The sequence below is a fragment of the Flavobacterium sp. ACN6 genome (assembly GCF_002304005.1).
Classification (GTDB): domain Bacteria; phylum Bacteroidota; class Bacteroidia; order Flavobacteriales; family Flavobacteriaceae; genus Flavobacterium.
On sequence record NZ_MRCQ01000007.1, the window covers coordinates 117,040 to 130,985 of the forward strand.

Here is a 13,946-nt window from a genome sequence, read left to right on the forward strand (position 1 = left end):
TCTCGTTTTACGTTTTGCGTGAGGGATAGCAGTGGAAAGCCCACAGCCTGACGAAGGAAGTGCGAGGACTTGTAACGAATAGCCCGGCCCGGATGGACACGCCCTTAATTTTTAAATGCTTTTTGTTGTAACCTTCAGTTGATTGATGCCGTCAAAGCTTTCATCAATCAAACTAATAATCGCAAAATGAAAAAAATCTTAAGATCGTTTATTGTTCTATTTGTAATGGCTTGCTCGGGTTTGTCGGCGCAGAATTTAGAAACTAAAATAGATAGTGTAATAAGTACAAAATTTAAACCTGAAATTCCCGGAGCTGTTTTTTTGGGCTGTGAAAAACGGAAAAGTGGTTTACAGAAAAGCGTTTGGAATGGCAGATTTGGAATTGAATGTAAAAATGAAACCTGAGTTTATTTTTGAAATTGGTTCTATGACGAAGCAGTTTACGGCTGTTTCTGTTTTAATGCTGGCTGAGGAAGGCAAGCTTAACTTGAATGATGAAATCACAAGGTTTATTCCCGATTATCCAACGAATGGGAATGTGATTACGATTCATCATTTGCTGACGCATACTTCAGGAATTAAGGATTTTACGAGTATGAAAGCAATAAAAAATATTGCCAGAGAGGATTTGTCTCCAAAAGAGTTGGTAGATTTTTTTAAAAACGAACCAATGGATTTTAAGCCCGGAGAACAGTATAAATATTGTAATTCTGGTTATATGATTTTAGGTTATATTATCGAAATTGTTTCTGGACAAACGTATCGAGATTTTATAACGTATCGTATTTTTAGGAAATTGGGAATGGAGAATACGTCTTATGCAAGCCACGAGCGAATTATTAAAAACAGGGTTTCGGGTTATCGTGATAAGCAAGGTTATGTAAATACGAATTATATTAGCTTTTCTATTCCGTATGCTACGGGTGCAATCATGTCTAACGTTGATGATATGTTTAAATGGCAGAATGCGCTTAATGAGAATGTCTTATTAAGTCCTTCTTTTACCGAAAAAGCATTTACGAATTATAACTTAAATAACGGGACAAAAATTGATTATGGATATGGCTGGCATTTAGAAAAAGTGAAAAATAAAACCGTACGCGAACACGGCGGTAGTATTTTTGGATTTAAATCGATGGGAATTTACGAACCTTCTGAACAAATTTATGTGATTGGTTTGAGTAACTGCGAATGTAATTCTCCAACGGCAATTACAACAGAGGTTGCTACACTGTTAATTGACTAAATAAAAAAAGGGTGTTTTCGAAAAAACACCCTTTTAGTTTATTGTTTATGATATTAAGCAGTCAAAGCTTCTTTGATTCTGCGTAATGCTTCTTTTAAAATTTCGTTGCTTGTTGCGTAAGAGAAACGAATACAATTTGGATTTCCAAAAGCGTCTCCGGTTACAGTTGCAACGTTTGCTTCTGCTAAAAGGTACATTGAAACGTCGTTTGCATCTTTAATTTCAGTTCCTCTTAATGTTTTTCCGAAGAAAGAAGAAACGTCTGGGAATACATAAAATGCACCTTCTGGAACGTTGATTTTTACTCCTGGAATTTCTTTCAATAATCCAACAACTAAATCTCTACGACCGTGGAAAGCCTGAACCATTTCGTTTAATACACTTGGATCAGCATCTACAGCAGTAATTGTAGCGCGTTGTGCCACAGAGTTTGCTCCAGATGTTACTTGTCCTTGAATTTTTGTACACGCTTTTGCGATAAATTCAGGAGCACCAATATATCCAATTCTGTATCCTGTCATTGCGAATGCTTTTGCAACTCCGTTTACAGTAATTGTTTTTTCTAACATTCCTGGAATTGAACCGATACTGCAGAAAGTTCCAGAGAAATTAATGTGCTCATAAATTTCATCTGCAACTACGTAAATATTCGGGTGTTTTTCTAAAACTTTTGCAAGAGCTGTTAATTCTTCTCTGCTGTAAACAGAACCTGAAGGATTACAAGGAGAAGAAAACCACATCATTTTTGTTTTTGGCGTGATCGCAGCTTCCAATTGTTCTGGAGTAATTTTGAAATCTGTTTCTACAGACGTTGAAACTTCAACAGGAACGCCGCCAGATAATTTTACGATTTCGAAATAAGAAACCCAGTATGGTGCTGGTAAAATAACTTCGTCACCATCATTTAACATTACTTGTGCAATATTGTATAAAGATTGTTTTGCTCCTGTAGAAACTACGATTTGAGATGGTTTGTACTCTAAACCATTATCTCTTTTGAATTTTCTGCAGATTGCTTCTTTTAGATCTTGGTATCCATCAACTGGAGAATATGTGCTGTAATTATCGTCGATTGCTTTTTTTGCAGCTTCTTTAATAAAGTCAGGCGTATTGAAATCAGGCTCACCTAAACTTAAACTGATAATGTCTTTTCCTTGAGCTTTTAGTTCGCGAGCTAAAGCAGCCATAGCTAATGTTTGTGAAGTCGCTAAGTTGTTGATTCTGTCCGAAAGAATATGATTCATTATAAAATTTTTGAATGTCCTTAATTTTCCACGCTAATTAAGGAAGGTTAATTATTAATAGATTTTTTTTAGTTTAAACAGATAATTCAGGTTTCATTCCCAAGTCACGTAAATGCTTGAAGTGAGCTGCAATAGCACTTCTCATTGTTTTATATTCGTAGTATGGTAAATTACATTCTTTTGCAGTTTCCTTTACAATTTTTGCAATTTTACCATAGTGAATATGACTAATATTTGGAAAAATATGATGTTCGATTTGATGATTCAATCCACCTGTGTACCAGTTTACAATTGCATTTTTTGGAGCAAAATTAGTTGTAGTATACAATTGGTGAACTGCCCACGTATTGTCCATTTCTCCTAATTCATTTGGAGAAGGATTTGTAGTTTCTTCAACAACGTGCGCTAATTGAAAAACAACACTCAAGATTAATCCAGCTGTGTAGTGCATAACAAAAAATCCAATTAAAACTTTCCACCATGTAATTCCAATTACCATTGGCAATACAATCCAGATTGAAACGTAGATTACTTTTGTAATGATTAAAGTTGTCCAAAGGATTTTTGGGCTTTTTGGTTCTCCATAAGATAATTTTCTTTTAAGATAATTTCTCATTTGCTTAAAATCGGTTGTGATTGCCCAATTGAAAGTCAATAAACCATATAAGAAAACAGAATAGTAATGTTGAAAACGGTGAAAACTATGCCATTTTGCATCTTTTGTAAAACGGATAATTCTTCCTGCATCTAGATCTTCATCGTGACCTGGAATGTTTGTATACGTGTGATGAAGTACATTGTGCTGTACCTGCCAGTTGTAAACATTTCCAGCAAGAACATAAATTGTTCCTCCCATAAATTTATTGATCCAGCTTTTATTTGAATAGGAACCATGATTACCATCGTGCATAACATTCATTCCAACACCAGCCATTCCAATACCAATTACGATTGATAAAAGCAGCATTACCCAGAAAGGCATTTCTAATGTAAGGATTAAAAAATACGGAGTTAGAAAAACTGCGAATAGAATAACGGCTTTTAAGTGTAGCTTCCAGTTTCCAGTTTTCTGAATGTTATTTTCCTTAAAGTAATTGTTTACCCGTGAGTTAAGTGTTCTGAAAAATTTCAGATTGTCTTGCCTTGCAAATGTAGGTGCAGTGTTATTCATAATAAATTTAAATAGTTTTCAAAGGTAATTATTATAAATTCTCAATTTGCAAAATTGAGTTAAATATTTCAATCGTAAAGTAGTACTTTTGTTAAAAATTTACAGCAATGGATGAGATATTGAAATATTTTCCTGATTTGACCGATCTTCAAATCGAACAATTTCAAAAATTAGACTTTTTATACCACGATTGGAATGAGAAAATCAATGTGATTTCTCGTAAAGACATTGACTCCTTGTATACAAAACATATTTTACATTCTTTAGGAATTGCTAAAATCATGAAGTTTGAACCTGGAGCAACAGTTTTGGATGTTGGAACCGGAGGTGGTTTTCCTGGAATTCCGCTAGCTATTCTTTTTCCAGAAACGCGCTTTTATTTAATTGATGTTATTGCTAAAAAGATAAAAGTGGTTCAAGGTGTCGTTGATGCATTGGAATTAAAAAATGTAAAAGCAGAACAAAAACGCGCCGAATTGGTAAAAGGTGATTTCGATTTTATTGTAAGTCGTGCTGTAACCAATATGCCTGATTTTGTTTCTTGGATAAAAGATAAAATCAAAAAACAGCATAAACATACTTTGAAAAACGGAATCCTATATTTAAAAGGAGGAGATTTAGCAGAAGAATTAAAAGATTTTCCAAATGCGACTTTGTATGATTTAGCGGCATTATTTGATGATGAATTTTTTGAAACCAAAAAAGTAGTTCATCTTCCTTTGAAATTTAAAGCTTAAATTCAGTATAAAATAAATAACCCGAAAGAATTCTTTCGGGTTATTTTTGAATTAATAGTTTTTACTATTAAGATGCTTTTCTAGAAAAGTCTAAAAAAGGATTCGATTTAAGATCTAAATTATCAATAAAATTATGAAGTGCATTTTCTGCTTCTTCATTACTATATTTAAATTTTGAATCAAAGAAAAATTCGCGGCATAGAACAGGTTCATTAGATGAGTCGTATATCGCTTCATCAGTCTCGTCTAATTCAGTGTTTCTATAAGTACAAGAATGGGAATGAACTAATTCTGTAATAACCTGACTGAACCAGTTGTCAAATTTTTTCTTTTTTGGAGTAATGTGGCGGGCAAGAAGAACAAGTCCAATAAGTTCACTTTGTAAAAAATAAGAGCCTTTTCTATATCGAATATCAATCAATCTTACATTCATTAAAGCAATCCATAAAGCGCCATTTACTGAACCTGTTGCAGGAACGTCAAGATCAAGATCGAATAACAATGGATTTGTCTGCTCTCGATTATTAACCGAGCACCAAAGCGCTTCAATTCTTTTTTGAGTATCATTTACGGCTACTGTATAACCAGTAAAGCGCCAGTAAATCCATTCTAATAATGCAGCAGTTAATCCTATAGAAGCTTTATGATTGATCTGCATTAAAAGATTTTCCAAATCTTCATTTCCTTCAAGTGGATCTAGAAATTTATCAATTTTCTTTTTTGTCCAGCTAAAATCAATTGGGTGTCCAATACTTTTTGATTCCATTATTACCTTTGGAACATTGTTTAAATTTCTCATATCTTTTTTCTTTTTGTTAGGTTGAATTTTATTTGACAAATTTAAACGGGTGTTTTTTTTTTTAAAGGCACAAAAAGTTTTAAAAGTATTAGAATAAGCTTTTTGAGAGAGCTAGTTTACTGTAAATCAATAAAATAAGAAAAGTACTACAAAAATAAATTCGTTCGTTTTACAGAGTATTTTGTATGTATTCAAATTGAGATAAAATGCAAAAAGCCGAATCTTATTAAGATTCGGCCTTATATAATTGAAACCTTTCCCGATAGCTATCGGGATGAAACAAAATTATCCTAAAAATGGATATCTGTAATCTTCTGGAGTTACAAAAGTTTCTTTAATTGTTCTTGGAGAAGCCCAACGTAGTAAGTTCAATGCAGAACCTGCTTTATCGTTAGTTCCAGAAGCTCTAGCGCCTCCAAATGGCTGCATTCCAACAACTGCTCCAGTTGGTTTGTCATTAATGTAGAAGTTACCAGCTGAATTTTGCAATTTCGTTGTTGCTACTTCAACAGCATAACGATCTTGGCTAAATACTGCTCCAGTTAAAGCATACTCAGAAGTAGTATCAACTAATTCTAAAGTTTCTTCCCATTTAGCATCTTCGTAAACATAAATAGTAATTACTGGTCCGAATAATTCGGTTTCCATTGTAGTATATTTAGGGTTTGTCGTTACAATAATAGTTGGCTCAATAAAGTATCCAACAGATTTATCGTAATTTCCACCAACAATGATTTCTGCATCAGCGTCTTTTTTAGCTTGGTCGATATAACTTGCTAATTTATCAAAAGAACCTTCGTGAATAACTGCTGTAATAAAGTTTCCAAAATCTTCTGGAGAACCCATTTTCATAGATTTTACATCAGCAATCAATTGTTCTTTTACAGCTGGCCATAAACTTTGTGGAATATAAGCTCTTGAAGCAGCAGAACATTTTTGTCCTTGAAATTCAAAAGCACCACGAGTAATTCCTGTAGCAACTTGTTTTACGTTTGCGCTTGGGTGTGCAATAATAAAATCTTTACCTCCAGTTTCACCAACGATTCTTGGATATGTTTTGTAATTGTGAATGTTTGCTCCAATTTTAGCCCAAATATCTTTAAATACGTGAGTTGATCCTGTAAAGTGGATACCAGCAAAATCGCGGCTTGCCAAAACAGTATCTGTAATCATTAAAGCATCTCCAAAAACTACATTGATAACTCCGTCAGGAACTCCAGCTTCTTTGAAAACATCGATAATGATTTTTGCAGAGAATACTTGGCTGTCACTTGGTTTCCAAACCACAACATTACCCATCATAGCAGCACTTGCAGGAAGGTTTGCAGCGATAGCAGTAAAGTTAAAAGGAGTAATTGCATAAACAAAACCTTCTAAAGGTCTGTATTCTAAACGATTCCAAACAGTTGAATCTGATTTTGGCTGATCGTTGTAGATTTGAGTCATAAACTCAACATTATAGCGTAAAAAGTCGATTAATTCGCAAGAAGCATCGATTTCTGCCTGGTGAATATTTTTAGATTGACCAATCATTGTAGCCGCGTTGATACGAGCTCTGTATGGTCCTGCGATAAGTTCTGCAGCTTTTAAGAAAATAGCAGCACGTTGTTCCCATGCCATATCTGCCCATGCTTTTCTAGATTCTAGTGCATTAGCAATTGCTTTTTCGATATGTTGTTTTTCAGCTAAATGATATTTTCCAACTACGTGTTTGTGATCATGAGGAGCTGTAATGTTTCTTGTGTTTCCAGTTTTGATTTCTTCGCTTCCAATATATAAAGGAACGTCGATTTGAGAATTCCACAATGTAGTGTAAGCTGCCTGAACAGCTGCTTTTTCTGGGGAGTTCGGTGCGTAGCTCTTTACAGGCTCGTTTACCGCTTTTGGTACATGAAAAAATCCTTTAAGCATGTTATTTAAAATTAGATTATTAGATAATTTAAATGTTAGAAAATTTGATTTGTTACGAATAATCTAACGGTGCACAAAAGTACAAAGGATAAATTAATAAATTGACAATTTTATGATTAAGATAACGATAAAAAAGATTGCTGCAGACGATGCCTTAATTTAAAGCAAAAGGAGCACACATTCTAAAAGTAGGAACAATTACTTTGAATGTTTTTGTTGTAGTAAAATTGATCATATTAAAATGACCTTTCATAGCACCATAAGGAGAGGATAATAAACAGCCTGAACTATAAGTGTGGTTTTCGCCAGGTTTTAAAACTGGTTTTTTACCAATTACACCTTCGCCGTCTACTACTTCTAAATCGTTTAGCGAATCGAAAATTTCCCAATGACGTGAAGTCAGCTGTACAGAATCTTTACTATGGTTTTCGATTGTAACTACATAACTAAAAGCAAAATGAATCTTGTAGTTTTTGAAGTAAGTACCTTCAAAACTAGTCAAAACAGATATTTTTATGCCTCTTGTTATCTGAGAAACCATACTAAAGCCGTATATATGTGAGTGTTATATGGCAAAGCTACAAAAAAAAATCATTTAATCTAGAACCTTAACATTTGTTTTAGTTGACTATATTGATAGAGTTAGCATTTCCCTTGCCAATAACACGCTGATAACGATCTGTTGCTTCTCTATAATAGACCAGAATTGTATACTCATTTTCAGTTTGATAAAAGTTTCCGTCGATAGCATTTTCGTAATCAATAGCCCCATTTTTATTGGCAACAGTGTATTGGAAATTCGTAAATCCCTGCTTAATCATAACGGCTTTTTCAAAAACTCCTTTGTCTGTGTTATAGTCCATTTTATATTCTGGCGAAAGGCTGTAATTATTGAACATTCCAGTAATATAAATGTCTTTGTTTAATCTGAAAGCAGGTGCCGAAAGTGTAAAATAAACCCATGCATAATCTGCTTCAATATCATTGTTAGAACCATTTATGTTTTTAACCACAAAGTTTCCGTTTACATCTTCGTAATTGGTATAAATCTGATTCCCTCTTGCCTGATTGGTATACAAATAAGCATTATAAATATCATTATTAGAACCTACACGGCCAACATTATTATTTGCTGCCCGAATGTCTTTGTTTTCAAAGTATAAAAACTCATTTCCGCCCCAGAACTGGGTTTCTTTGTCGTATTTATAAACTAATTGATTTCCAATAGTGTATTGCGGTACAATATTTTTAATGGCAGTATTAAAATTTCCGTTTTGTAATAAAAGTACTTTTACGTTTTGTGTTGGAGTCTGAAAAGTAATATCGTTTGAAACAATCGCGAAGTCAATATTTTGTTTAAAATCAATATTGCTGAGGTTTCGGCTTCGTTTTACCTGAGCAGCGACCGTAGAATGTTCTTCGTATAAAATGAACTTTCGTGAAAAAATAACTTCTTTATCTTCATTTAATATTTTTAGAATATAATTTCCTGAAAGCCTTATTTGTGTTGCAAATTGATTTGGAAATGGAAGTCGATAATGCGAATAAATCTGAAGGGTATTAAAAGAATTAGAATAATCTGTAATTCTCTGGCCGTCAAAACCGCTTAAATAATCTGTTTTCGGAATATCCGATGGTTTCCAGTTGTAATCACAATGAGTAACTTCAAAATAATAATTGGCTTCACTTGCAAATAAATCATCAAACTGGAACTCAAATGTTGAACCTAATGGAAATATAGGAACAACATTCCCGCCATTTTGAACAAAAGTAACAGTTTTGATATTGTACGGAGGAACTACTTCAGTTTGTATTTCTTGGGCTTTCGCCGAAGTAAAAATAAAAAGCAGAATAAAGTTTGTATATAAAAATTTTGACATCTTATTACGTTGTAAGATTGTAAATATAACAATTTTATATAACGAAAAAGAAGCGGTATTATTGGTTCGCCTATTACGAATTCAAAATGTATTCTAAATTTGCTTCAATTTCATCATTAATATAACTTTCTTCTAAAAGAGAATCAGACAGCAGTTTTTTATTTTCCTGCAATTTGATTATTTTCTCTTCTACCGTGTTTTTCGAAATAAATCGTATAACGTTTACTTTGTTCAATTGTCCAATTCGGTGCGCCCTTCCAACGCCTTGTTTTTCTGCGAAAGGATTCCACCAGGGATCCAAAAATAAAACATAAGAAGCTTTAGTAATATTTAATCCAACTCCTCCAGCTTTTAGTGAAATAAAAAATAATAAAGGATTTTCTTTTTCCTGAAATAAATTTACCTGTTGCTCTCTTTTACCCGCAGGAGTTTCACCTGTAATTTCACAATATTCTATTTTATTTTCCCTGCACCAATCGGTGTAAAACTTCAGATTAGTAACAAATGAGCTGAAAATAATCACCTTTTGTTTTGCTTTGACTAAATTATCCAGATAATTAGTTGCCGCAATATATTTTCCAGAATCAATTTCAGATTCTTGATCCACCATTTTAGGATGATTGCTCAATTGTCTTAATTTCATCAGCGTATTAATAATGCTGATTTTGTCAGGACTTGAACCATCTGTTTTCAATAAAAAGTTACGGGCTTTAGATTTTTCTTTTTCGTATAATTTCTCCTGCTCGGGATCCATATCGCAATAATAAATCTGCTCTGATAATTCGGGTAAATCTTTTAAAACCTGTTCTTTTGTTCGGCGTAAAATATAGGGCTGAACAAGATTTTTTAATTCAAATAAGCTGTTTTCGTCCTGTTTTTTCTCAATCGGAATTTTAAAATTTTCTGCGAAAAAATTATAAGTTCCTAGAATATCCGGATTTATAAACTGCATTTGCGACCATAAATCGTCAAGCGAATTTTCGATAGGAGTACCGCTTAAAGCAATTTTATGCGCAGTACTTATTTTGTTAATCGCCTTGAAAATCTTAGAGTTTTTATTTTTAATGTATTGACTTTCGTCTAAAATTAAATAGCGGAAATCATATTTTTCTAAAACCGAAATATCACGATGAATGATGCTGTAACTCGTAAAAATTAAATCGGTTGACGCTAATCGATGCGCCAGTAATTTTCTGTCGTTCCCCACATACTGCATTTTTGAAAAATGCGGTGTAAATTTTCCCGCTTCATTGTACCAGTTAAAAACCAATGAAGAAGGTAAAACAATCAATGCTTTAAGCGGTTCTCTTTCTATGGTAGTTTCGTTTGCAAACAAAGCAAAATTGCTGGTTCTGGTCGTAAAACCCAATTGATCTTGTACGGCAACCAAAACGGCTAAAGTCTGCAATGTTTTTCCAAGTCCCATGTCATCGGCAAGGCAAGCTCCTAAATTGGAGTTGAAATGTCCTAAAAGCCATTTTACACCATCAATTTGATAAGGTCTCAAAGTTGCTTTTAGTAAATCTGATCCTTTATATTCGGCTTTATAAGTAACATCGTCTTTGATTTCGGGAATGGCATCCAAAGCGGTAAAGTTGCTTTTACGCAAAAGAAGCTTTCCGTTTTCTGTTTTGGCCAATTTTGCCATAGAACCATATTTGCTGAACCATTCTAACGGAATCAAAAAATAATTTCCGTCGGGCAGTAAAAAGAGTCTTTCTTTGCTTTTTATATTGGGAATAATTTCGCTGAAATTGATTGTGTAAGTCCCAATTGTAATGATTATTTTAATGTCAAACCAATCTTCTTTCGTTTCTTTTGAAGCTGAAATAGTATGGTTTTCTGTAACGATTTCTTTGCTTTCCAGTTTTAGATTCTGAATTGTAAATCCTGAATTTTCCAGTTCTTCTTTATGATCAATAATAAATTGAATGTTGCTATAGGGATCGGGATTTTCAGTTTCTGAATTCAGTCCATAGAATTCATTTTTGATTATTGTTAAACCAAGCGAAGTTAATTTGTCTGTATATAAACTTTCGTCTGCATTTCTTTTAAATTGAATGATTTTAGGCTGATTCGCAATACTAAAATCAACAAACGAATGTGTTTTTTTTGTTTTAGAGGCATCAAACGAATAACCATTATAATCAAAATAAAGATTGAGATAATAACAGTTTTTGAAAAAGTCATGAACAGGCTGAATCGTGCATGAAATAATTTTATCGCGATTTTCGACTTCAAAACCTGTTGCTTCAATGTCTATTTTTTTAGCTATTTCTGGTATAAAGCTTTTGAAATAATCATCAACTAATTTTGATGGAATTTCGATTGATTTTTTCTTTAAAAATGGAGAAAGCTTTTTTGCGTTTAAATCTTTTAACTGACCTAACTTTTTATTTACAATTAACCAGCCAGGTTCATCCAAAAGGATATCAACATTGCTGTTCATGGGTAAAAAAGCAGTTTCATTTTCTTTTAAAGAAAGGGTATATGTTATTCCTTCAATATGTTTGTCAAATTGAATTTGAGGCTCAAAATAAAGCGGACTTACATCGACTCTTGAACGGTAAAAATCCTTTTCGGGTCCAATGTTTACACACAACGGAAATTGCTCTTGTACAACTAAAGCGAAAAAAGAGCTCAAGTTAAATTTTAGATGCTGCCGAATTGCAAAATCAATTTTAGAATCTTTTTGCAAATCAGTAATTGTCTTCGCTGATTTGATTTTGGCGCTGAATTTTTTAAAAATGAATTCAGGTTTTAAAGATTCACAGGCTGTGAGGATTCTTTTGGTGTTTGAATCCAGATTTTCAAAAACAAGTCCGAAACTTTCAAGTACGCCGGCAGTTGCTTTTTTGTCTAGATATTTGATTTCGGTTGTATTCTCAACAATATATGCTGTTGGAATAAAGGCATTCAGATTTTTTTCAAAACTGATGTCAAAACAAAATTGAAATGATTTTGAAGGTTCCAAGAGTAGGTTTTGGTTTTGATTTGGGAAGGCTTATAAAATTAAAAAGGTTTTCAAAATACTACTATTTGAAAACCTTTTTAAATGAACTTATATGGTGAAAATCTAATTGTTTTGGTTTTCAGGTTTAAAGCAAAGCGGTATAATTTCGCCTTTTGCCAAACAATATTTTTCGACCAATTCTGGTGCAATTTTATTGGTGTAATCTTCTTCGATTACAATAAAACCAATGCTTCGTAATTTGTCAAAATAATCGCGTCCGTAAATACGAACGTGATCGTATTGCCCAAATATTCTAGCGCGCTCTTTTTGATCTGTAATCGAATCGTCTGCGAAAGTGACTTCACGGTTTAAATCCTGAGGAATCTGCAAAATTGCCATTCCGCCTGGTTTTAAAACGCGGAATAATTCCTGCATCGCTTTTGTGTCATCTGGAATGTGTTCTAAAACGTGATTGCATAAAATGACATCGTATTCGTTATCTTTAAAAGGTAAATTGCAGATATCTGCTTTTACATCTGCCAAAGGCGAAAACAAATCGGTTGTGGTGTAATCCAAGTTTTTCTGCTTGCGGAATAATTTGTAAAAAGCTTGTTCCGGAGCAAAGTGAAGTACTTTTTTTGGTGCTGTAAAAAAATCAGTCTGATCGTTTAAATACAGCCAAAGCAAACGATGTCTTTCTAAAGAAAGTGTACTTGGCGAAAGCACATTATTACGCTGTTTTCCGTATCCGTATGGCAAAAAAGATTTAAAGCTTCTGCCGTCAATAGGATCTGTAAATTTATCTCCCCTTAATGAGAAAGCTAAAATAGGACGCGCCACATAACTCAAACGAATTAATAATGGACGCGGGATTGTATTAAGTACTAATTTGAATAGTTTTTTCACAGTTAAATAAATTTGAACACGAATTTCACAAATTGACACGGATTAGCACTGTGCTGAAATTTCACGAACTTTTGATTTGGGTTAAAGTATTATTCTTTTGTATTTAAGGCTGTCTTCACCAAAATTAATTAGTAATTCTAATGTGTTTTTCGAGGCAGCTAAATGGTTTAATGTTTTCTTTTTGTTCTAAAATAATTTCATCAAAAATAAAAGTTGACAAAATATTATTTCGTGTTAATTCGTGAAATCCATGTTATAATACAAGTGGCACTTGTCTGAATTCATCTTCTTCGTTGCTTTCGATTCCTAGAGCTTTGTAGATGTATTGGAAAGTCGATAATAATTCTGGTTTTCCATCAATTAAAGCTACATCATGTTCGAAATGTGCACTTGGTTTTCCGTCAGCAGTCAAGATTGTCCAGCCGTCTTTTAATTGTTTGATGTTTCTTGTTCCCATGTTAATCATAGGTTCAATTGCAACAACCATTCCTTCAACAAAAAGTTTTCCGCGGCCGCGTTTTCCGTAGTTTGGCATTTCTGGTTCTTCGTGCATTTTTTGCCCAACACCGTGTCCTACCAATTCGCGAACAACTCCGTAACCGTGAGCTTCCGTATATTTTTGAATCGCATTTCCAACATCTTCAACACGATTACCTGCTTTAAATTCTCTAATTCCAACGTATAAAGATTCCTTAGTAACTCTTAAAAGTTTTTTTACTTCTGGAGCAACTTCGCCAATCTCAAAACTGTAAGCGTGATCTCCATGGTAACCATTTTTAAAAGCCCCGCAGTCTACCGAAATTACATCACCATTTTTTAGCGGAACATTATTAGGAATTCCATGAACAACCTGAGCATTTGGACTCATGCAAAGAGAATTCGGGAAATCGTACAATCCCAAAAAGCTTGGAACAGCACCGTGATCACGAATAAATTCTTCGGCTAATTTGTCAAGATATAATGTAGTAACTCCTTCTTTAATTTCAGAAGCAATCATTCCTAATGTTTTTGATACGATCAAAGCACTTTCGCGCATTAATTCGATTTCCTCTCTGGTTTTTTGGATGATCATATTTTTTCAGATTTTCAGTTGGCAAAA

Annotated in this window: 12 protein-coding genes; 3 read left to right on the forward strand and 9 right to left on the reverse strand. The window is 33.5% G+C overall.

Going from position 1 to position 13,946, the window contains the following annotated elements; translation table 11 throughout:
* Positions 1-186: 186 nt before the first annotated feature.
* Positions 187-405 (forward strand): hypothetical protein, encoded by a 219-nt coding sequence (locus tag BSF42_RS22690; protein WP_253251056.1) that lies wholly within the window; start codon positions 187-189, stop codon positions 403-405.
* Entirely contained in the window at positions 344-1,246 is a 903-nt protein-coding gene (locus BSF42_RS12525; protein ID WP_253251055.1) for a serine hydrolase, read from the forward strand. Before BSF42_RS22690 ends, BSF42_RS12525 begins: the two co-directional genes overlap by 62 nt.
* A gap of 53 nt (positions 1,247-1,299) precedes the next feature.
* Here BSF42_RS12525 and BSF42_RS12530 read toward each other — a convergent pair whose 3' ends face one another.
* Positions 1,300-2,490 carry a pyridoxal phosphate-dependent aminotransferase gene (locus BSF42_RS12530; protein ID WP_095953438.1) on the reverse strand — a complete coding sequence of 397 codons (1,191 nt, stop codon included), beginning with the start codon at positions 2,488-2,490 and terminating at the stop codon, positions 1,300-1,302.
* A gap of 73 nt (positions 2,491-2,563) precedes the next feature.
* Complete coding sequence (locus tag BSF42_RS12535; RefSeq protein ID WP_095953439.1) at positions 2,564-3,661, reverse strand: acyl-CoA desaturase; 1,098 nt, start codon at positions 3,659-3,661, stop codon at positions 2,564-2,566.
* Between the two features lie 107 nt (positions 3,662-3,768).
* Between BSF42_RS12535 and rsmG the strand changes: the two genes are divergently transcribed.
* The gene (rsmG, locus tag BSF42_RS12540; RefSeq protein ID WP_095953440.1) at positions 3,769-4,398 is read left to right on the forward strand and encodes a 16S rRNA (guanine(527)-N(7))-methyltransferase RsmG; all 630 of its coding nucleotides are present in this window, start codon (positions 3,769-3,771) and stop codon (positions 4,396-4,398) included.
* A 67-nt stretch (positions 4,399-4,465) separates the two neighbouring features.
* On the opposite strand, the gene BSF42_RS12545 is transcribed toward rsmG, so the two are convergent.
* From BSF42_RS12545 to map, 7 genes are all read right to left on the reverse strand, one after another.
* Positions 4,466-5,197 (reverse strand): hypothetical protein, encoded by a 732-nt coding sequence (locus tag BSF42_RS12545; RefSeq protein WP_095953578.1) that lies wholly within the window; start codon positions 5,195-5,197, stop codon positions 4,466-4,468.
* 285 nt (positions 5,198-5,482) lie between these two features.
* A complete protein-coding gene (gene pruA / locus BSF42_RS12550; RefSeq protein ID WP_095953441.1) occupies positions 5,483-7,108 on the reverse strand; it encodes an L-glutamate gamma-semialdehyde dehydrogenase in 1,626 nt (541 codons plus the stop codon).
* 154 nt (positions 7,109-7,262) lie between these two features.
* On the reverse strand, positions 7,263-7,649 hold the full coding sequence (gene apaG / locus BSF42_RS12555; RefSeq protein ID WP_008467225.1) for a Co2+/Mg2+ efflux protein ApaG: 387 nt from the start codon (positions 7,647-7,649) through the stop codon (positions 7,263-7,265).
* Positions 7,650-7,728: 79 nt separating this feature from the next.
* The gene (locus BSF42_RS12560; protein WP_095953442.1) at positions 7,729-8,988 is read right to left on the reverse strand and encodes a DUF5103 domain-containing protein; all 1,260 of its coding nucleotides are present in this window, start codon (positions 8,986-8,988) and stop codon (positions 7,729-7,731) included.
* A 73-nt stretch (positions 8,989-9,061) separates the two neighbouring features.
* Positions 9,062-11,962 carry a DEAD/DEAH box helicase gene (locus BSF42_RS12565; protein WP_095953443.1) on the reverse strand — a complete coding sequence of 967 codons (2,901 nt, stop codon included), beginning with the start codon at positions 11,960-11,962 and terminating at the stop codon, positions 9,062-9,064.
* A 102-nt stretch (positions 11,963-12,064) separates the two neighbouring features.
* On the reverse strand, positions 12,065-12,847 hold the full coding sequence (locus tag BSF42_RS12570; protein ID WP_095953444.1) for a class I SAM-dependent methyltransferase: 783 nt from the start codon (positions 12,845-12,847) through the stop codon (positions 12,065-12,067).
* A 253-nt stretch (positions 12,848-13,100) separates the two neighbouring features.
* Positions 13,101-13,919 (reverse strand): type I methionyl aminopeptidase, encoded by an 819-nt coding sequence (gene map, locus BSF42_RS12580; protein WP_095953445.1) that lies wholly within the window; start codon positions 13,917-13,919, stop codon positions 13,101-13,103.
* Positions 13,920-13,946 lie beyond the last annotated feature (27 nt).

Bases quoted from the DNA above. Each gene is read 5' to 3' on its own strand.
- BSF42_RS22690 (WP_253251056.1), top strand. From the start codon at position 187: ATGAAAAAAATCTTAAGATCGTTTATTGTTCTATTTGTAATGGCTTGC.
- BSF42_RS12530 (WP_095953438.1), bottom strand. From the start codon at position 2,490: ATGAATCATATTCTTTCGGACAGAATCAACAACTTAGCGACTTCACAA.
- BSF42_RS12535 (WP_095953439.1), bottom strand. From the start codon at position 3,661: ATGAATAACACTGCACCTACATTTGCAAGGCAAGACAATCTGAAATTT.
- rsmG (WP_095953440.1), top strand. From the start codon at position 3,769: ATGGATGAGATATTGAAATATTTTCCTGATTTGACCGATCTTCAAATC.
- BSF42_RS12545 (WP_095953578.1), bottom strand. From the start codon at position 5,197: ATGAGAAATTTAAACAATGTTCCAAAGGTAATAATGGAATCAAAAAGT.
- pruA (WP_095953441.1), bottom strand. From the start codon at position 7,108: ATGCTTAAAGGATTTTTTCATGTACCAAAAGCGGTAAACGAGCCTGTA.
- apaG (WP_008467225.1), bottom strand. From the start codon at position 7,649: ATGGTTTCTCAGATAACAAGAGGCATAAAAATATCTGTTTTGACTAGT.
- BSF42_RS12560 (WP_095953442.1), bottom strand. From the start codon at position 8,988: ATGTCAAAATTTTTATATACAAACTTTATTCTGCTTTTTATTTTTACT.
- map (WP_095953445.1), bottom strand. From the start codon at position 13,919: ATGATCATCCAAAAAACCAGAGAGGAAATCGAATTAATGCGCGAAAGT.